Below are 17310 nucleotides of genomic sequence, written 5' to 3'. Positions count from 1 at the left end.
TGAATAATGTTATAATGCCGACATGATCGCCGAAGTTGTCCTCTCTATCGTGACCAGCGAGATCGACAAGCCCTACCACTACCTCGTTCCGGACCAGCTGCGCGAAACGATCAAGCTCGGTTCACAGGTCGTCATCCCCTTTGGCCGGCGGCAGGAGGTCGGTTATGTTATCGGCTTCGTAGAAAAAAGTGAGTTTCCCAATCTGAAAGAGATTGTTAAAGTGGCCGAAGGAAACCCTCTCTTCAGCGAGAAAGCGCTCGCCTTTGCCCAGTGGCTGGCGGAATATTATTTCTCCTTTTTTGTGACCGCTTTGAAGTTGCTGCTACCGCCGGGGATGTTAAAGAGCGGGAAGGGGCGGAAGGCAACGGAGGCGAAGAGGGGATCGGGGATCGTGGTTCGTGGATCGGGGTTCGAGTTGACTCCGGCGCAAGCTAACGCAGTTGCTAAGATCAATGAGGCGATCGCCGCTGGTAAAACCGAAAAGTTCCTCCTTTTTGGGGTGACCGGGTCGGGAAAAACAGAAGTTTATCTCCGGGCGATCGAGGCCGCCTTGAAGCAAGGGCGGGGGACGATCACCCTCGTTCCCGAGATCGCCTTGACGCCGCAACTGGTCGAGCGTTTCTGCGCTCGTTTTGGCGACGGGATCGCGGTCATCCACAGCGAACTGACCCTCAAAGAGCGGCGCCTGACCTGGGCGCGGGTCGCCGCCGGCGAAGCACCCATTGTCCTGGGGGCCCGCTCGGCGCTCTTCGCTCCTTTGCCGGATATCGGCCTGATCATCCTCGACGAAGAGTACGAGAACAGTTACAAGTCGGATAAAAGCCCGCGCTACCAGGCCCGCGCAGCGGCCGAAAAACTGGCGGAGATACACGGCGCGGTCGTTATTCTCGGCTCGGCGACCCCGTCCCTGGAAACTTTCTACCGTTCTGAAACCGGAGAGATCGAGCGGCTCGAGCTGCCGCGGCGGATCGATGACCGGCCCCTCCCGCCGGTCGAAGTGGTTGATCTGCGTGAAGAGATGAAGCGGAAAAATTTCGGGCTCCTCTCCGCCGTGTTAAAAAATGAACTGGCCAAGACCCTGGCTAACGGCGAGCAGGCGATCCTCTTCCTGAACCGGCTCGGCTATTTTACTTTTGTCATCTGCCGCGAGTGCGGCTTAACTTTGGAATGCCCGCACTGCTCGGTGGCGCTTGTCTACCATACCAATGACCGCCGGCTCCGCTGCGGCCGCTGTGACTACAGCCGCGAAACGCCGCCGCTCTGTCCGCGCTGTAACAGCGGAACCCTCCGTTATTTCGGTTCGGGGACCCAGCGGATCGAAGAAGAAGTGGCCAAGCTTTTTCCGGCGGCGCGGCTCCTCCGTTACGACCGCGACACGACCGGCCCGCGCGGCTCGCACGACGCTTTCTTTGCCACTTTCGCTTCCGGCCAGGCCGATATCCTGATCGGGACGCAGATGGTCGCCAAGGGACTCGATATCGCCAAGGTTACGCTGATCGGCGTCGTCTCGGCTGATACTGCCCTGCACCTCCCTGATTTTCGCGCCTCGGAACACACTTTCCAGCTCTTGACCCAGGTGGCCGGACGGGCTGGGCGGCATCACCTTCCGGGTAAGGTTATCATCCAGAGTTATAATCCCGGCCATTACGCCATCCAGGCGGCGGCCAAACATAATTACCGGGAGTTCTACGAACAGGAGTTGGCCAACCGGCACGAGCTTTTATATCCCCCCTTCTCCCATTTGGTCGCGATCATTGTCAGCGCCAAAGAAAAAGAGGCGGCGGCCGGAATAGCCGAAGAGTTGACCGCTTTTTTACGGAAGCGGCTCTCCGGGGGAGTGCTCGGGCCAGCCGCGGCGCCGATCGAGCGGCTGCGCGGCGAGTGGCGTTTCCGTTTATTGTTAAAAGGGGCCGACCTCGTCGTTCTCCGGCAGGCGGTCCGGGAGTCGCTGGCCAAATTAGCCGTCCCGGAAGAAGTCCGGGTGACGGTTGACGTCGACCCGGCGGGATTGCTCTGATTGGCCGGTCAGGAGTATAATGTTTTCATGGCCCGGAAAATATTAAAGTTCCCCAATCCAAAACTCCGCCTGAAGGCGAAGCCGGTCAAGAAGCTCACCCCGGCGATCGTTAAATTGATCGATGAGATGACCTTGATCATGCACTTAGCACCCGGGGTCGGCTTGGCGGCTCCCCAGGTGGGGAAGAGTTTGAGAGTGATCGTGGTCGATGTCGGTCCCGGGCCGATCGCCCTGGTCAATCCGGAGCTACTGAAAAAGTCCGGCCACCAAATTTTTACCGAAGGTTGTCTCTCCTTGCCTGGCGTGGAAGCGCCGGTCGAGCGGGCCGCCGAGGTCGAGGTTCGGGGGCTCGACCGCGACGGCCAGGAGATCGTCGTGACGGCGGAAGGGTTGCTGGCGACCGTTTTCCAGCACGAGATCGACCACCTGGACGGGTTCGTCTTTATCGACCGGGTCAAAAACCCAGCAACTATTAAATATGTGCCGCGCCGCAATGAGAAGAAAGAGGAACTGATTTGAAGATAGTCTTTTTCGGCACGCCTGAGCCGGCGGCAAAGATATTGGCGTCCTTACCCGCCAGGGGGGTCGAAATAGTCGGCGTGGTGACCCAGCCCGACAGGCCGAAGGGGCGGGGGCTCAAGTCGGCATTTTCTCCGGTCAAAGAGCTGGCCCTCCAGCATAAGTGGCCGCTCTCTCAACCGGAGCGGGTTAAGTCTAACCCTGACTTTCAGGCTTGGCTGATGAACCTTAAACCGGACCTGGCGATCGTCGTTGCCTACGGGCAGATCCTGCCGCAAACCGTCCTTGATATTCCCCGGCACGGGTTTATCAATCTCCACGCTTCGCTCTTACCCAAGTACCGTGGTGCGGCGCCGATCCAGTGGGCCCTGCTCAAAGGGGAGAAAGTGACCGGGCTGACGATCTTTCGCCTGACCGCCGGCCTTGATACCGGACCGATCCTCGCCCAGCAACCGGTGGTTATCGAAGACAACGACAACGCGGCCACCCTCTCGGCTCGGCTGTTCACGGCGGGCGAGGAATTGCTAGTTAAAACATTGCCGGCGATCGCCGACGGTAGGGCCCCGGGCGAACCGCAAGATGAGGCCGCCGCCACTTACGCGCCGACGCTAACCAAGGAGAGCGGCGAGATCGATTGGAAAAAAAGCGCCCGCGAGATCCATGACCGGATCAGAGGGCTCTACCCCTGGCCGGCGGCCCACACTTTTTTCCACGGGCAGAGATTAAAGTTGCTCGTTTCAGAGCTGGCCGGCCTTGATCTTTCGACCGCGGCCCATTTGCCGGGGACGATCGTTTCGTTGTTGAAGGGTGAGGGCTTTATCGTCGCCACCGGAGAGGGGAATATCCTGATAAAACAGCTCCAGTTGGCGGCAGGCAAAGCGCTTAAAGCCTCGGATTTCTCCCACGGCCACGACGTAAAAACCGGCGAAACCCTTCCCAATTAAGGGAAAAAAAGGTGTTGACACACCAGGTGTGGTGTGTTAGATTTTACCTCCACCCTAAATGTATGAAATGCCCGTTCTGTGATAATGTTGAAGATAAGGTGCTGGAATCGCGCGAAACCGATGACGGTGAGACGATCCGCCGCCGGCGCGAGTGCGGCTCCTGTCGCGGCCGTTTTACCTCTTACGAGAGGATAGAAGAGCGGCCTTTGCTGGTGATTAAGCGCGACGGCCGGCGCGAGCAGTTTAGCCGGGAGAAGCTGATCAAAGGCCTCCTGCGCGCCTGCGAGAAACGGCCGGTCTCGGCCGAGACGATCGAGGCGCTGGTCGATGAATTGGAGCGGGAGCTCCACCGCGAAGCGGGGCGGGAAGTGATGAGTTCGAAGATCGGGGATTGGCTGATGGAGCGGCTTCAGGCCCACGACAAGGTCGCCTACATCCGCTTTGCTTCGGTCTACCGGAAGTTCGAGCATGTTTCGGAGTTTTTAAAAGAAGTAAAAGAATTAACGGCAAGTTAGGAGGCATAAAATGACCCAATTATTAGCAGATCAGGAAAAGAGGACCGATTCGACCGACCAGGCCTTGTTCGTGAGGACTTCAGGTGACGACATTGTCGGGTGGGACCGGGGGAAGATCGTCGACGCGCTGGTGCGCGAGACGGAACTGAACCGGGAACTGGCCGAGGAAATCGGGATCGAGGTCGAGGCCCAGCTCAAGGGGCTGAAGCTCAAGAACGTTACGTCGCCTCTTATTCGAGAGTTGGTTGACGTGAAGTTACTCGAGTTCGGCCTGGAAGAGGCGCGCCGCCGGCACACCCGGCTCGGTTCTCCCCTATATGATGTAAGAAATATCATCTTTAACCCGAACAAGGAGAACGCCAACGTCCCCCACGGGCCGGAAGCGACCAACCTGACCCTGGCCGAGAATATCAAGAAAGAGTTCGCCCTGCTTGATGTTTTCACCCAGGATATCGCCGACGCCCATATGCGCGGCGACCTCCATCTCCACGACCTCGGCTTTATCGACCGGCCGTATTGCAGCGGCCAGTCGGTTGAATACGTCAAGAAGTTCGGCCTCGACCTGCCCAATGCCCTGGCGATCGCCAAACCGGCCAAGCATGCCGAGGTCCTCCTCGCTCAGATGGTCAAGTTCTCCGCGGCCCTTCAGGGGGTCTTTGCCGGAGCGATCGGCTGGGACGCGGTCAATCTATTTTTCGCCCCATTCCTCACCGGCATGTCCGATGCCGAGATCAAACAGATCGCCCAGATGATGATCTACGAGTACAGCCAGCAGGCGGTGGCCCGCGGCGGACAGGCGATCTTCTCCGATATCAACATTTACTGGGAAGTGCCGAAACATTTTGAAGATGTCCCGGCGATCGGCCCGGGGGGAGAGTACACCGGTAAGAAATACGGTGATTATCTCGGCGAGTCGCAGCGCTTTGCCTGGGCGCTGTTTGACGTCTATGCCAAAGGCGACGGTTCGGGGCGCCCCTTCTTCTTCCCCAAGCCGCTCGTCCACATAACGGAAAAGTTCTTCAAAACGTCGCGCCACGAAGAGTTCCTCAACCATATCTCGGCGGTCGCGGCCGACATGGGGAACACCTATTTTGTCTTCGATCGCGGCGATACGGCCAAAATATCCGAATGCTGCCGCCTCTCTTTCAAGCTGGAGCAGTCCGACCTCGACGACGCTAAAGAGCCGTGGCGGATGCGCTACTCGGCGCTGCAGAACGTGACGATCAACCTGCCGCGCCTGGCCTTCAAGGCGAGCGGTTCGACCAGCCGGCTGTTCGAAATGATCGACCAGTCGCTGGAGATGGTCGCCCGCGCCCATATCCAGAAAAAGAAGTTCATCTGTGACATCCTGGCGGCCGGCCAGAAGGGCCCGCTCTCGCTGCTGACCATGCAGCGCGACGGCCAGCCGTATCTTAGGATGTGGCGCGTCAGTTACCTGGTCGGGATCCTCGGGCTGAACGAGCTGGTCCAGGCGCATCTCGGCCGGGAATTGCACGAAAACACGGAGGCGTTGAAATTCGGTCTCAAGGTCATCTCCTTCATGAGGCTCAAGTGCGAAGAGCTGACCAAGCGCTACAATATGCACTTTGTCCTGGAGCAGACCCCGGCCGAGTCGACCGCCTACCGCTTTGCCAAGCTGGACCGTGAGCATTATCCCAAGTTTTCCGAGCGCGTCGTTAAGGGCGTGAAGGGAAGCAACGAGATCTACTATACCAACTCGACCTACTTCAATGTTTCCGTGCCGATGAACCCGGTCGAACGGGTGAAGCAGGAAGGGCTCTTCCATCCGCTGATCGATGCCGGCGCGCTGACCCACGTCTGGCTGGGCGAGAGCAAGCCGAGCGCCGAATCGATCGCCAATTTCGTCGTCAAGACCTTCCGCCACACCGAGAACGCCCAGATCGCTTTCTCTCCGGAGTTCACTTCCTGCAACGCCTGCGGCCGGATCACCCGCGGCCTGCGCGAAACCTGCCCGCACTGCCAATCCGGCGATATTGAGGGGATCACTCGGATCACCGGCTATTTCTCCCGGATCACCGGCTGGAACAAGGGGAAGATCGGCGAACTCAAAGACAGGTACCGGAACAATGAGCACTTTAGCCACCATTAGCCGCGCGCCGGACCCGGCGGCCGAAGAGGCGACCGACCTGTCAATCTTTGTCCGGACCTCGACCGACGACATCGTCGCCTGGGACCGGGAGCGGATCGTCGAGGCCTTGAGCCTCGAGACCGGGCTCAACCGGGAGATCGCCGGGATCATCGCCATCGAGGTGGAGAAGCAGATCAAGGCGATGTCGGTCAAGAACATTACCGCGCCGCTGGTCCGCGAGCTGGTCGACGTCAAGCTGCTGGAGTACGGCTTGGAGGACGCCCGGCGCAAACATACCCGGCTCGGCGTGCCGGTCTACGACGTCCGCCGGATCATCTTTCACAAGAATAAAGAGAATGCCAACACCCCTCATTCGCCGGAAGCGACCAACCTGACCCTGGCCGAGAACATCAAGAAAGAGTTCGCCTTGCTCAATGTCTTTTCCCTGCCGGTGGCCGACGCCCACATGTCGGGCGAGATCCATCTCCACGATCTCGGCTTTTCCGACCGGCCCTACTGCAGCGGCCAGTCGCTCGAGTACATTAAAAAGTTCGGTCTCGACCTGCCGGACGCCGGACGAACGGAAAAACCGGCCCAAGACGCGGACGAACTGATCTCCCAGTTGGTCAAGTTCTCGGTCGCCCTCCACGGTTTTTTTGCCGGGGCGATCGGTTGGGACGCGGTCAACCTTTTTCTCGCCCCTTACCTGGAAGGCCTTACTCCTGAAGCGGTCAAAAAACTGGCCCGCAAGCTGATCTACGATTTCGCTTCGGTGGCCGTGGCCCGCGGCGGGCAGGGCTTATTTTCCGATCTGAACATCTACTGGGAAGTGCCGAAACATTTTGAAGCTGTTCCGGCGATCGGTCCCGGCGGGGAATATACCGGTAAAAAATACGCCGATTACCTGTTGCCGGCGCAAGCCTTTGCCACGGCGATGTTTGAGGTCTATCTCGAAGGTGATGGGGCGGGGCGCCCGTTCTTCTTCCCCAAACCGCTGGTCCACCTGACCGAGAAATTCTTTCTTACTCCCGGTCATGAGGAATTTCTAAAGTTGATCTGCGAAGTGGCGGCGGAAAAAGGGAACACTTATTTTGTTTTTGACCGGGGCGAAACGGCCAAGATCTCGGAATGCTGCCGGCTCTCCTTTAAACTGGACTACTCCGACCTCCAGGACGCGAAAGAGCCGTGGCGGATGCGCTATTCGGCCATCCAGAACGTGACCGTCAATCTGCCGCGGATCGCTTACCTGGCCGAAAAGGATGACGCCAAACTGTTCCAGGTCATCGGTGAGAAGCTGGAGGTCGCCTGCCAGGCGCACCGGGAGAAACGGGACTTCGTGGAAGAGTTGCTGCGCGAGGGGCCGAACGGGCCGCTCTCCCTCCTGGCGACGAAGCGCGACGGCGAGACCTATCTCCGCCTGCGCCGGGTCACCCATCTGGTCGGCATCCTGGGCCTGAACGAGATGGTCCAATACCATTTGGGCCGGGAACTGCACGCGGACAACGAAGCGCTCAAGCTGGGGCTCAAGATCATCGCCTTCATGAAAGTAAAATGCCAGGAACTGTCGGAAAAGTACGACCTCCATTTCGTCTTGGAACAGACCCCGGCCGAATCAACTGCCTACCGTTTTGCCCGGCTCGACCTGGAGCATTTTCCGCGGCAGGCGGAGTCGGTCATTAAAGGTAAACCGGGGACGTCGGAGATCTATTACACCAACTCAACTTACTTTAACGTTGCCGTGCCGATGAACGCGATCGACCGGGTCAAACAGGAAGGGTTGTTCCACCCGCTGATCGATGCCGGGGCGCTGACCCACGTCTGGCTGGGAGAGAGCCGGCCGAGCGCCGAGTCGGTCGCCAATTTTGTCATCAAGACCTTCCGGCAGACCGAGAGCGCGCAGATCGCCTTCTCGCCGGAATTTACCGCCTGTTCGGACTGCGGCCGGACGGCCCGCGGCCTGCACGAGCGCTGCCCGTACTGTTCCTCTGGCGAGATCGAAGGGATCACCCGGATCACCGGCTATTTTTCGCGGATCCCGGGGTGGAACAAGGGAAAGATCGCCGAGTTGCGCGACCGTCATAAAACCAAGGAGGTCTAGATCATGGAAATTAAAGTTTTTGGCAAACCAGGCTGCGAGTTTTGCAAGACGACGATGAAGAAGTTCGAGACATTTTTCAGCCGCTGGAACATTGACCCGGCGCAGATCAAGCTGGCGTTCTTTGACATGGAGACTGTCGACGGGATGGCGGAAGGGGCTTTTTACAGCGTGACCAAGATCCCCTCGACCGTGATCGAGCGGGGGAGCGACATTGTGAGGCGCTGGGACGGGGTAGTGCCGCTGTCCGAAGAATTCAAAGAATATTTCAGCGACAGCACCGGGGCGCCGCAGGCCAGCGCGGTCAATTAGCGGCTCCGCTATTAGCGGTCCCGCTAATTAGCGGGGGCGGACGACCAGGGCGTTGCTGACGGCGGTCTCGCCGCCGTTAGCCGGTCGGTTCACCACCCGCCCGTCGATCCACATGGTGGTCGAGCCGCCGCCGTCGAGGTTCATCGCCTCGACCGCCCCCAGGTTGATCATAAACTCCGCCAATTCCTCCAGGGTCATCCCGATACTGCTCTTGTCATCGCGCGCCTCTTTTTGCCGGGGGAGACCGTCGACCGTTACCAGCAGTAATTTATTCTCTTTGGTCACCCCGACCGCCGTGCGAGCGGCGCGTCCTTTGGCTATATCCGACTTGAATTGTTCCTCATTTTTAGAAACGTAGACGAGCCCGTTCTTGACCAGGCGCGGCCCCCCCGAGATCAGGTCATTGATCGTCCCCGGTGAGGTGGAGTAGGGGATGACCTTGATATGGACATCGAGCTTGTTACCGGTTTGGACATTGTCGGTCAGGAACTGGACCGCCGGCCCGCTCAGCGAGATGATATAACCGTCGGGTGGAATAGCCGAATTGCCGACCAGGACGTCCCGGACGACATTGCCGACGACGGTCAGTTCCAGGCCGTCACGGCCGGTGCCGGTCCTCTCGCCCCAGGCCGGAGTGTAGAGGACGACCGCTTCTTTGCCGCGACCTTGGTTGACCCCGGTGATGTTGTAGCGCACGCCGTTGGGGGCCCGGAAGTAGCAATCGAGCAGGATGTTATCGATGATCGCCTGATGGTCGTCGGTCAGGATCAAGGCGGTCCGGTCGTGGATCGGGGTGGCGACCAGCTCCTTGTTGACCAGCAGGGTGCCGAGCGGCTTGCCGGTGTAGGCAAAGTAGGTCCCGTTGACCGCGGCGACCGCCCCCTGGTCTTCGGCGATTGAGCTGACCCGGGCGCGGAAGAAATGCTTGTCGGGATCGGCCGTCTTCCACGGATTGAAGACGTTAATGAACGAGTCGAAGAGGTTCGGCTTGTCTTTGCGGGCGAGGGCGGGGGAGACTTCCGCCTTGTTCAGGTCGATTTTCAAGATGTTGGCCGTGATCCGGCCGTTCTGGGTCCCTTTCGAGGCCTTGAGCCATTCCACCCCGTCGATGACCGTCCCGCCCGAAAGGAGATTGGTAAAATCCCGGTTGAAATCGATGACCAGCCGCGGGGAGTCGTTGAGATAAAAAATATTGTAGGGGATCGGCTCGGTCAGGGGGATCGAGATCTTGAGCCCCTCACTCTCCCGCTCAACCTCGAGGTAGCGGACGATCAGGTCGCTGATCTCGATATAATTCTGGATGTCTCCGGACGCCTCGACCTTGGGGAGGTTGATGATGATCTTTTCTTTCGATTCATCGAGCGAATAAGTAAAAGTGGCGTCAAAATCAAGGACGATCCTGATCTTGTCCGGGAAATAGCCGAGGCGGACCCGGGTCAATTGTTCGGCGCCGGCCGGCGCCGCCAGCGCCAGGAGCAAAAGAAAACCGGCCAGCGTCCGATGATATATTGAAAAAGTCATTGTCCAGATGTATTATAGCAACACAATGGCGGAAGGTAAATCGCGGCCGCAGTGGGGGACGAAACTCGGGATAATAATGGCCGTGGCCGGTTCGGCGGTCGGGCTCGGTAATTTTCTCCGTTTCCCGGTCCAGGCGGCGCAGAACGGCGGCGGCGCTTTTATGATCCCCTACTTTATCTCTTTTCTCTTGCTCGGCATCCCCTTGATGTGGATCGAGTGGGCGATCGGCCGCCACGGCGGATTGTTCGGTCACGGGAGCGCTCCGTTCATCCTCAACCGGCTCTCCCAGCACCGGATCGTCAAATATCTGGGAGTGATCGGGATATTTGGTCCGGTCGTCATCTTTATCTATTACACCTACATTGAATCGTGGTTGCTCGGCTATGCCTTTTTTGCCCTGACCGGACAACTGTTGGCCACGGTCACCCCGGAGGCGATGAAAGGATTCTTGGCCGCCTATCAGGGACTGGCCCCCGGCAGCAACCTCTGGACCGCCTACGCCTTTTTCCTGATAACTTTCGCGCTTAATTTTTATTTTCTCTACCGCGGCGTACGAGGCGGGATCGAATTGCTTTGCAAGATCGCCCTGCCGATCTTGTTCCTTTTCGGCATCATCTTGGCGGGTCGGATCATGATGATCCCACATATCGTGGACGGGCTGGGTTTTCTCTGGAACCCTGATTGGTCGGTCCTGTGGAGCGCCAAGGTCTGGATGGCGGCGGCGGGACAGATCTTTTTTACTTTAAGCGTCGGGATCGGGGTTATTCTGACCTATGCCAGTTACCTGAAGCACGGTGATGATGTCGTCCTCTCCGGGCTGACCGCCGCGTCAACTAACGAGTTGGCCGAGGTCGTCTTGGGCGGTTCGATCGTTATCCCGGCGGCGTTCGTTTTCCTGGGAGCGGCCGGAGCAGCGCAAGCGGCGGCCAGCGGCGCTTTTAACCTCGGCTTTGTGACGATGCCGCTGATCTTTGGCCAGCTCCAGTTTGGCGCCATCTTCGCGCTCCTCTGGTTCGTCCTCCTTTTTCTGGCGGGGATCACTTCGTCGGTCTCGCTGGCCGAGCCGGCAGTCGCCTTTATTTCCGACGAGTTTGACCTGGCCCGGAAACGGGCGGTCTTGAGACTGGGCGCGATCTTATTCTTGCTCTGCCAATTCCCGATCTTTTTCCTGGCGAATGGGGTGGTTGATGAGCTCGATTTCTGGGGCGGGACCTTCGCGCTGGTCCTCTTCGGCACGATCGAAACGGTCTTGTTCGTTTGGGTCTTTGGGATGGACAAGGCGTGGGACGAGATGCATCGCGGCGCGGAAATGACGATCCCCGGCTTCTACCGCCCGATCATTAAGTACGTCACCCCGGCCTTCCTCTTCCTTATTCTTGGCTCATGGTTCTGGCAACAAGGCTGGCCGGTGATCATGATGCACGGTGTGCCGGAAGCCAACCGTCCTTACGTGCTGGCTACCAGGCTGGGCTTAGTGCTCCTCTTCGCGGCGATCGCCTTTCTGGTCCGGATCGCCTGGTACCGGAAGAAAAAGGCAGGGGAGATCGAATGAATATTTTTGGCTGGGTATTTATAGCGGCCTCCTGGGGCTTGATCATCGGCCTCAATCTCTACTGCTTCTGGCGGGTGCTTAAGGAGCCGGAAGATGAATTGTAGCGGCGACCTTTAGGTCGCCAAAATGGGAATGGCGGTCTAAAGACCGCCTCTACTTTTTAGTTTCTCGATCACTTCCGCGATCACCCATTCCGGGGTGGAGGCTCCGGCCGTAACGCCGACCTTCTTTTTTCCAGTTAACCAGTTTTTATCCAGCCCCGCGGCGGTTTCGATCTGATGCGTGGTGGTGCCGGTTTCCGAACAAAGCTCCGTCAGCCGTTTGGTGTTGGCGCTCATGCTGTCGCCGATGACCAGCATGAGGTTGACTTGCCTGGCCAGTTCGATTGCCGCCGCCTGGCGTTTGGAAGTAGCGCCGCAGATCGTGTCAAATTCTTTGACATCTTTGAGTTTATTCTTTAGCGCTGTGACCATGGCGCTAAAATGTTTTTCCGCCTGGGTGGTTTGGGCGATGATCCCGACTTTATCGCCCGGGTTAAGCGCCAATTTATCAAGCTCGGCGGTTTGTTCGACCACTATTCCCCGGCCGCCGCTCCAACCGACCAGCGCTTCGACTTCCGGGTGTCCTTTATCGCCGACGATGATCACCGGACGGCCTTCGGCCGCCAGCTCCCGGGCGATCTTTTGAGCTTTTTTTACCCAGGGGCAGGTGGTATCAATGATCTTCAGTTTTTTGCTTTCAGCCTCCTGGTAAATCTCGGGTGCCACGCCGTGGGCGGAGATCAGCAGGCTGCCGCGGCTGTTGGCGGGTATTTCGGCCACGGAGGAGACGGTTTTAACCCCCTGGTTTTTCAGTTTCTCGACCACCTGCTTGTTGTGGACGAGATTGCCGAGCATAAAGACCGGCTGGCCGGCCTTCGCGGTATCAACGGCGATCTTAAAGGCCCGCTCAACCCCCTCGCAAAAACCGGAATGTCCGGCGATCAGGATTTCCATAAATTCATTATAATGCAATTAACGGACAAAGTGAAATTCCCGGAGATTACCGCAGATAAAAAGATAGATCATTAATTGGGAGTGATTATTTGTGGATAGAACTAATTTGATTGGCCGCATCAGACCGGAAGGCATGTTTAAAGGGCGAGGGCTTTGTTATGCCATGGGGCCTGGAGCGTCCGGCCGCCCCCAGGAAGTTAAGATCGAAGTCTTCAGGGTCGAGGTCGATGCCGCGGGGAAGTGTAAAGTGAAGTGTGAAGAAGCGGTCATGACCGGTCCGTTCCGCAGCGCCCGTTTTGAAAGAAATTACCGATTTTTAATCGCTCAAAGAGTGGCTCTGGATGCCGAGCTTATCGAGCAGTTCAAAAAGGCGCCCTGGCTCAAGGAGATTCTGACCCTTCATGATTTGACCGGTATCGATTTTGCCGATTACAAGGAAGCCGAAAGACGGCTGAACATGCTGATCGCCAAAAATGCCCGGATGACTCTGTCGGAGATCAGTCTAGCGGAGCTGGAGCTGCCGGTGATCGCCAATGGCGGAACGACGGTCGCGCCGAAACGTGAAACCGCTTTTCACGTTTTTCTCCTGCCGGAAAACATCCGCGCCGATTATCGCGGCTCCCAGTATTTGTTGAAGTATTATTAAGAAAAATAAAGTGAAATTCCCGGCTAAACCTGCCGATATATATATGGAAGAGAACGCCATACCTTTTCCGACTGTCGAACAAACGAACCCCGGAGCCTGTTCCGGGGTTTTTTGTTGGGGGAATAAAGGATTAGAAGCTGATGCCGGCCTTTTTTATCCGTTCAATCGCTTCGGCGATCCGCTCTTTCGGTAAAGTGATCGCCATCCGGATATAACCCTCACCGGCTTTACCATAACCACTACCCGGAACGACCAGGATGCCGCATTTATCGAGCAGCTTTTCGGTGAATGAGGCCGAGGTTTCACCTTTGGGGACCGGGACCCACATGTAGAAGGTTGCTTTTGGCCGCGCTAGCTTCCAACCGAGCGAATTTAAACCGTCGATCAAAACATTCCGCCTTTCCTCAAAGACTTTGCGGTTGTCAGCGACGGAGTTTTGCGGGCCGGATAAAGCTTCGATGGCCGCGAACTGGACCGCCTTGAAAGCGCCGCTGTCGAGGTTTGACTTGATCGTCGCCAGTGCCCCGACTGCCCCTTTATTGCCAACGGCCATACCGATCCGCCAGCCGGTCATGTTATAAGTCTTCGAGAGCGAATGGAACTCGATCGCCACATCTTTGGCGCCGGGAATTTCGAGGACGCTGTTGGGCCTGTAGCCGTCGTAACCCATTTCGGAGTAGGCGAGGTCGGAGACCAATAATAGGTCGTTCTGCTTGGCAAAAGCGACCGCTTTCTCCAGGAATACCCGGTCGCAAACCGCTCCGGTCGGGTTATTAGGGTAGTTAATAAAAAACAGTTTAGCTTTTTTCAGCACGTCAGCCGGGATCTTATCCAGGTCGGGGATGAATTTATTCTCCGCGGTCAGCGGCAACAGGTACGGTTCACCGCCGGCCAGGGTAGTGCATATCTTGTAGACCGGGTAGGAGGGGTCCGGGATGAGGGCGACGTCACCCGGATCGATGAAACATAGGGGGAGATGAGCTAAACCTTCTTTTGAGCCGATCAAACAGCAGACCTCACTTCCCGGATCAAGGTCAACGTTAAAGCGTTGCTTGTACCAATCGGCTACCGCTTGGCGGAAAGCAGGCTCACCTTTCGAGGTCGGGTAATTGGACGCTTCTTTGGTGTCGAGGACCTCGCGCATTCTTTTTATGATATGCGCCGGGGTCGGCAGGTCCGGGTCGCCGATGCCGAAGTCGATAACGTCAACGCCTTTTTTAACCAACTCGTCCTTTTTCTCTTCGATCTTGACGAAAAGGTAGGGCGGGATTAAATCAAGGCGTTTGGCTCTCCTCATCTGTAAACATCCTTTCTATGTCGTATATAAAGAATCCAAATCTCATGTTTTTCATTTCGCTTTCTGTACTATTTCCCCTCGACGATCTCATTCAGGCTTTTGCCTTTCCCCTGTTTCATCTGCTTTTCCGCTCTGGTTAAAGCGCTCATTTCCGCTGAATTTGAAAGGATATCCAGGGTTTCACCCCAGCCCTCAAACTCTTCCGCGCTCATGATAACTGCTTCGGTCTTGCCCCGGCGGGTAATAAAATAGTGGTTATGAAACTTCTTGACTTTTCCCACAATCCCCGGCAAATCAGCCCTGGCCTCGGAGATGGGGATAGTTGTTTCTTTTAATTTGTTTTTCATGACTTACTCCTCTTGTTGGTAATGTGTCAATTGTACAAGATGTTGTACTATTGTGTCAATTAACGGGCCGCGCATCAGGAGTTAGGTCAATGGGGAGAGATCATGTAAGTTTTAATGATGCCAACACCCCAAACATTAATTGCCTTAGGGTATTCACTTGACGGGGCTTTCCATAATGCGCCGTCCACCCTATTATTTTCATCAAAAAACAGCGAGTCCAGCTCGACAGAAATCGTGGGAGAGTAGATATAACTTTTTGAGAAAATAATTTTAAGCATATTAGCTATATTGGTCTCTTTATCCATGCCTTCGCCGGTCGAGCAACTGTAAAGAATAATAACGCTTTCTTTGTCCTTTAAGTAACCTGTTAACGGCCGCAACTTAGCGAGATCGGAAAGGTCGAGATACAATGATTCATCGTATGACTTCAGGCCCTTGGCTGGATCCGCTCCGCCAAAAGCAACATGAGTTCTGTCCCCATGTCCGCCAATGAACAGTAGATCGATCTTTTGGCGTTGTCCGTTTTCTGTAACAGCCTGGATCAGCTCATTATCTTGCTTAATTTCATAATAAACGACTCGGTAGCCTCTTTCCATCAGCTCCGCGATTGGAGGCTTTTTAAAGGCTCCATTCCCATCCTTATCCGGGAAGACTATAACTGCCAAGCGTCTGCCATCCGGCGTTAGATCAGTCCGGTTATTTATTATTTCCTGGATTTCCTTGATACTTAAATTAATGAATCTCTCGCCGTGAATGATGCCCAGTTGGCCCAGATCAGAAGCAAGCTTATTATATTTGTCCGTCATTTCCGTCGGTGGGGAGGGGATCATTGGGTAAACGCTGGGATTCGCCTCAAAACAAGCACAAAGGAAATTCTTGTCCGATTTTAATTTATTTGGAAAAAGGTGAAAAGCTTCTCGATTTTGACTTATTGCCGCCAGGGCGATCTCGTGGTCGGTTTTTTGTTGTTCATCCAGGCGTTCGTACTCGTGCCAGTTTCTGCTTATCGAAGAAAGAATGGATTCTTCTGTTCCAACCGAATCAATTCGCGGCCCCCAATTTGCTTGATTGATCCTAAAAGTCGTTCCGCAACCGGCCAGCGCGGAAGACAAAAGCAGTGCCTGACCGATTCGACGGTACATATATCTAACGGACATTCCAATTCTTGATGTGTTCATAAAGAGATTCTTAACCCTATCTATATCAGATCTTCTCTCTATATATATCGACAAATTGAAAGGATTATTTCATTTAAAGTGGTTCTTTCGTGGATGATAGCAGTAGGTTTAGTCGCAAGCGGCTGGGTTACAGAGAATACTTTCCTTCAAACACTTTTTCCGCCGGGCCGCGCATCAGGACATGATTATCTTCGGCCCATTCGATATCGAGGTTCCCGCCGGGGAGCTGGACCAGTACCCGCCGGCCGGTCTGGCCGGCCAGGACGGCGGCGACGACCGCGGCGCAGGCGCCCGTGCCGCAAGCCAGTGTTTCTCCCGCGCCCCGTTCCCAAACGACCACTTCGATCTTATCCTGACCGAGCACTTTAACAAACTCGACATTGGTCCGGTTGGGGAAGTGGCCGTTATGCTCGATCAACGGCCCGAGCTCTCCCAGGTCGATCTCGTTGAAGTCGTTGACGAAGGTTACGGCGTGGGGGTTCCCCATCGAGATCTGGCGGAAGGTTTTGCCGTGCAGTTTGACTTCCCCCTCATCCTTGGGTAAGCCCATGTCGACTTCAACAGCGATCAAGCGGCCATTCTCCAAGATCACGGCCGGCAACAGGGTCCCGGCGAGGGTTTCGACCGAGATCACTTCTTCTTTCAGTTGGTCAGTTTCATAGACATATCGGGCGAAACAGCGGATCCCGTTGCCGCACATTTCGGCTTCACTGCCGTCGGAATTGATGACCTGCATCCGGTAATGGGCGATCTTTGACGGCCAGACGATCAGCAGGCCGTCGGCCCCGACGCCAAAATGCCGGTCACAGAGCTTGGCGGCCAGATCTTTCAAGTCGACGCCGGCCAAGTCGGTTTTCCGGCTGTCAATTAAGACGAAGTCGTTGCCGAGGCCGTGCATTTTGGTAAAATTAAGAGTAGGTGGCATTGGTTGTTGGTGACTCCCAGACCGTAACTTTGGCCAGGCGTTTAAAGCTCTTTTTCATCTGCTTGTAAATGGTTTCGGCCAGGTGCTCTGACGTCGGGTTCTTTTTGTCGAACGGCGGGATGTCGTTGATCAATTTATGATCAAAGGCATTGAGCACCATCCTTAACCGTTGTTTGATGTTCCGGAAATCTTCGAACAAGCCGATCTTGTTGAGTTTGTTCCCCTTGAGAAAGACCTGGACTTTCCAGGTGTGCCCATGGAGATTTTCGCAGGAACCCTCATAGCCCCGTAGCGCGTGAGCGGCGTCAAAACTGTCTTCGACCATTAATTCATACATAAAACAACCTCAAATCTCCAA

At 56.1% G+C, this 17310-nt stretch carries 16 protein-coding genes; 9 read left to right on the top strand and 7 right to left on the bottom strand.

The window, feature by feature from the left end; all coding sequences use genetic code 11:
- Positions 1 to 22 precede the first annotated feature (22 nt).
- The 7 genes from priA to WC903_07290 all read left to right on the top strand — a co-directional run bounded on the left by priA (position 23) and on the right by WC903_07290 (position 8491).
- Positions 23 to 2017 carry a primosomal protein N' gene (gene priA / locus WC903_07320; protein ID MFA5893748.1) on the top strand — a complete coding sequence of 665 codons (1995 nt, stop codon included), beginning with the start codon at positions 23 to 25 and terminating at the stop codon, positions 2015 to 2017.
- A 27-nt stretch (positions 2018 to 2044) separates the two neighbouring features.
- On the top strand, positions 2045 to 2536 hold the full coding sequence (gene def, locus WC903_07315) for a peptide deformylase (protein MFA5893747.1): 492 nt from the start codon (positions 2045 to 2047) through the stop codon (positions 2534 to 2536).
- Entirely contained in the window at positions 2533 to 3480 is a 948-nt protein-coding gene (gene fmt / locus WC903_07310; GenBank protein MFA5893746.1) for a methionyl-tRNA formyltransferase, read from the top strand. The genes def and fmt overlap by 4 nt, the downstream gene beginning before the upstream one ends.
- Before the next feature lie 62 nt (positions 3481 to 3542).
- Positions 3543 to 3995, top strand: a complete 453-nt coding sequence (nrdR, locus tag WC903_07305; GenBank protein ID MFA5893745.1) for a transcriptional regulator NrdR — start codon at positions 3543 to 3545, stop codon at positions 3993 to 3995.
- A 10-nt stretch (positions 3996 to 4005) separates the two neighbouring features.
- Positions 4006 to 6105: an anaerobic ribonucleoside-triphosphate reductase gene (gene nrdD / locus WC903_07300; protein MFA5893744.1), complete on the top strand. Its 2100-nt coding sequence runs from the start codon at positions 4006 to 4008 to the stop codon at positions 6103 to 6105.
- On the top strand, positions 6083 to 8182 hold the full coding sequence (gene nrdD / locus WC903_07295; protein ID MFA5893743.1) for an anaerobic ribonucleoside-triphosphate reductase: 2100 nt from the start codon (positions 6083 to 6085) through the stop codon (positions 8180 to 8182). The genes nrdD (WC903_07300) and nrdD (WC903_07295) overlap by 23 nt, the downstream gene beginning before the upstream one ends.
- 3 nt (positions 8183 to 8185) lie before the next feature.
- Entirely contained in the window at positions 8186 to 8491 is a 306-nt protein-coding gene (locus WC903_07290) for a thioredoxin family protein (protein MFA5893742.1), read from the top strand.
- Between the two features lie 27 nt (positions 8492 to 8518).
- On the opposite strand, the gene WC903_07285 is transcribed toward WC903_07290, so the two are convergent.
- Positions 8519 to 10012: a phosphodiester glycosidase family protein gene (locus tag WC903_07285; protein ID MFA5893741.1), complete on the bottom strand. Its 1494-nt coding sequence runs from the start codon at positions 10010 to 10012 to the stop codon at positions 8519 to 8521.
- Positions 10013 to 10037: 25 nt separating this feature from the next.
- On the opposite strand from WC903_07285, the gene WC903_07280 reads away from it, so the two are divergent.
- Positions 10038 to 11564 carry a sodium-dependent transporter gene (locus tag WC903_07280; protein ID MFA5893740.1) on the top strand — a complete coding sequence of 509 codons (1527 nt, stop codon included), beginning with the start codon at positions 10038 to 10040 and terminating at the stop codon, positions 11562 to 11564.
- A gap of 140 nt (positions 11565 to 11704) precedes the next feature.
- Here WC903_07280 and ispH read toward each other — a convergent pair whose 3' ends face one another.
- Complete coding sequence (ispH, locus tag WC903_07275) at positions 11705 to 12559, bottom strand: 4-hydroxy-3-methylbut-2-enyl diphosphate reductase (GenBank protein ID MFA5893739.1); 855 nt, start codon at positions 12557 to 12559, stop codon at positions 11705 to 11707.
- 163 nt (positions 12560 to 12722) lie between these two features.
- Here ispH and WC903_07270 point away from each other — a divergent pair, with 163 nt between their 5' ends.
- Complete coding sequence (locus tag WC903_07270; protein ID MFA5893738.1) at positions 12723 to 13205, top strand: hypothetical protein; 483 nt, start codon at positions 12723 to 12725, stop codon at positions 13203 to 13205.
- Between the two features lie 130 nt (positions 13206 to 13335).
- Here the strand turns inward: WC903_07270 and WC903_07265 are convergent, their stop codons facing one another.
- From WC903_07265 to queD, 5 genes are all read right to left on the bottom strand, one after another.
- The gene (locus tag WC903_07265; GenBank protein MFA5893737.1) at positions 13336 to 14502 is read right to left on the bottom strand and encodes an LL-diaminopimelate aminotransferase; all 1167 of its coding nucleotides are present in this window, start codon (positions 14500 to 14502) and stop codon (positions 13336 to 13338) included.
- 68 nt (positions 14503 to 14570) lie between these two features.
- Positions 14571 to 14849 (bottom strand): type II toxin-antitoxin system Phd/YefM family antitoxin, encoded by a 279-nt coding sequence (locus WC903_07260; GenBank protein MFA5893736.1) that lies wholly within the window; start codon positions 14847 to 14849, stop codon positions 14571 to 14573.
- An 86-nt stretch (positions 14850 to 14935) separates the two neighbouring features.
- A complete protein-coding gene (locus WC903_07255) occupies positions 14936 to 16027 on the bottom strand; it encodes a DUF4116 domain-containing protein (protein MFA5893735.1) in 1092 nt (363 codons plus the stop codon).
- Between the two features lie 127 nt (positions 16028 to 16154).
- Positions 16155 to 16952, bottom strand: coding sequence for a diaminopimelate epimerase (gene dapF / locus WC903_07250; GenBank protein ID MFA5893734.1), 798 nt, complete (start codon positions 16950 to 16952; stop codon positions 16155 to 16157).
- Positions 16936 to 17289: a 6-carboxytetrahydropterin synthase QueD gene (gene queD / locus WC903_07245; GenBank protein MFA5893733.1), complete on the bottom strand. Its 354-nt coding sequence runs from the start codon at positions 17287 to 17289 to the stop codon at positions 16936 to 16938. The genes dapF and queD overlap by 17 nt, the downstream gene beginning before the upstream one ends.
- Positions 17290 to 17310 lie beyond the last annotated feature (21 nt).

Source organism: Candidatus Margulisiibacteriota bacterium (genome assembly GCA_041658645.1).
Taxonomy (GTDB): Bacteria; Margulisbacteria; WOR-1; order O2-12-FULL-45-9; family XYB2-FULL-48-7; genus JBAZZV01.
The sequence above is the reverse complement of the archived record's forward strand: the minus strand, read 5'-3'. Positions and strand labels throughout refer to the sequence as shown.

What these genes read in the sequence shown, in the direction of transcription:
- queD (MFA5893733.1), bottom strand. Translation starts at nt 17,289, where the DNA reads ATGTATGAATTAATGGTCGAAGACAGTTTTGACGCCGCTCACGCGCTA.
- WC903_07270 (MFA5893738.1), top strand. Translation starts at nt 12,723, where the DNA reads ATGGGGCCTGGAGCGTCCGGCCGCCCCCAGGAAGTTAAGATCGAAGTC.
- dapF (MFA5893734.1), bottom strand. Translation starts at nt 16,952, where the DNA reads ATGCCACCTACTCTTAATTTTACCAAAATGCACGGCCTCGGCAACGAC.
- WC903_07290 (MFA5893742.1), top strand. Translation starts at nt 8,186, where the DNA reads ATGGAAATTAAAGTTTTTGGCAAACCAGGCTGCGAGTTTTGCAAGACG.
- priA (MFA5893748.1), top strand. Translation starts at nt 23, where the DNA reads ATGATCGCCGAAGTTGTCCTCTCTATCGTGACCAGCGAGATCGACAAG.
- WC903_07265 (MFA5893737.1), bottom strand. Translation starts at nt 14,502, where the DNA reads ATGAGGAGAGCCAAACGCCTTGATTTAATCCCGCCCTACCTTTTCGTC.
- nrdD (MFA5893744.1), top strand. Translation starts at nt 4,006, where the DNA reads ATGACCCAATTATTAGCAGATCAGGAAAAGAGGACCGATTCGACCGAC.
- nrdR (MFA5893745.1), top strand. Translation starts at nt 3,543, where the DNA reads ATGAAATGCCCGTTCTGTGATAATGTTGAAGATAAGGTGCTGGAATCG.
- WC903_07280 (MFA5893740.1), top strand. Translation starts at nt 10,038, where the DNA reads ATGGCGGAAGGTAAATCGCGGCCGCAGTGGGGGACGAAACTCGGGATA.
- ispH (MFA5893739.1), bottom strand. Translation starts at nt 12,559, where the DNA reads ATGGAAATCCTGATCGCCGGACATTCCGGTTTTTGCGAGGGGGTTGAG.
- nrdD (MFA5893743.1), top strand. Translation starts at nt 6,083, where the DNA reads ATGAGCACTTTAGCCACCATTAGCCGCGCGCCGGACCCGGCGGCCGAA.
- WC903_07255 (MFA5893735.1), bottom strand. Translation starts at nt 16,027, where the DNA reads ATGAACACATCAAGAATTGGAATGTCCGTTAGATATATGTACCGTCGA.
- def (MFA5893747.1), top strand. Translation starts at nt 2,045, where the DNA reads ATGGCCCGGAAAATATTAAAGTTCCCCAATCCAAAACTCCGCCTGAAG.
- WC903_07285 (MFA5893741.1), bottom strand. Translation starts at nt 10,012, where the DNA reads ATGACTTTTTCAATATATCATCGGACGCTGGCCGGTTTTCTTTTGCTC.
- WC903_07260 (MFA5893736.1), bottom strand. Translation starts at nt 14,849, where the DNA reads ATGAAAAACAAATTAAAAGAAACAACTATCCCCATCTCCGAGGCCAGG.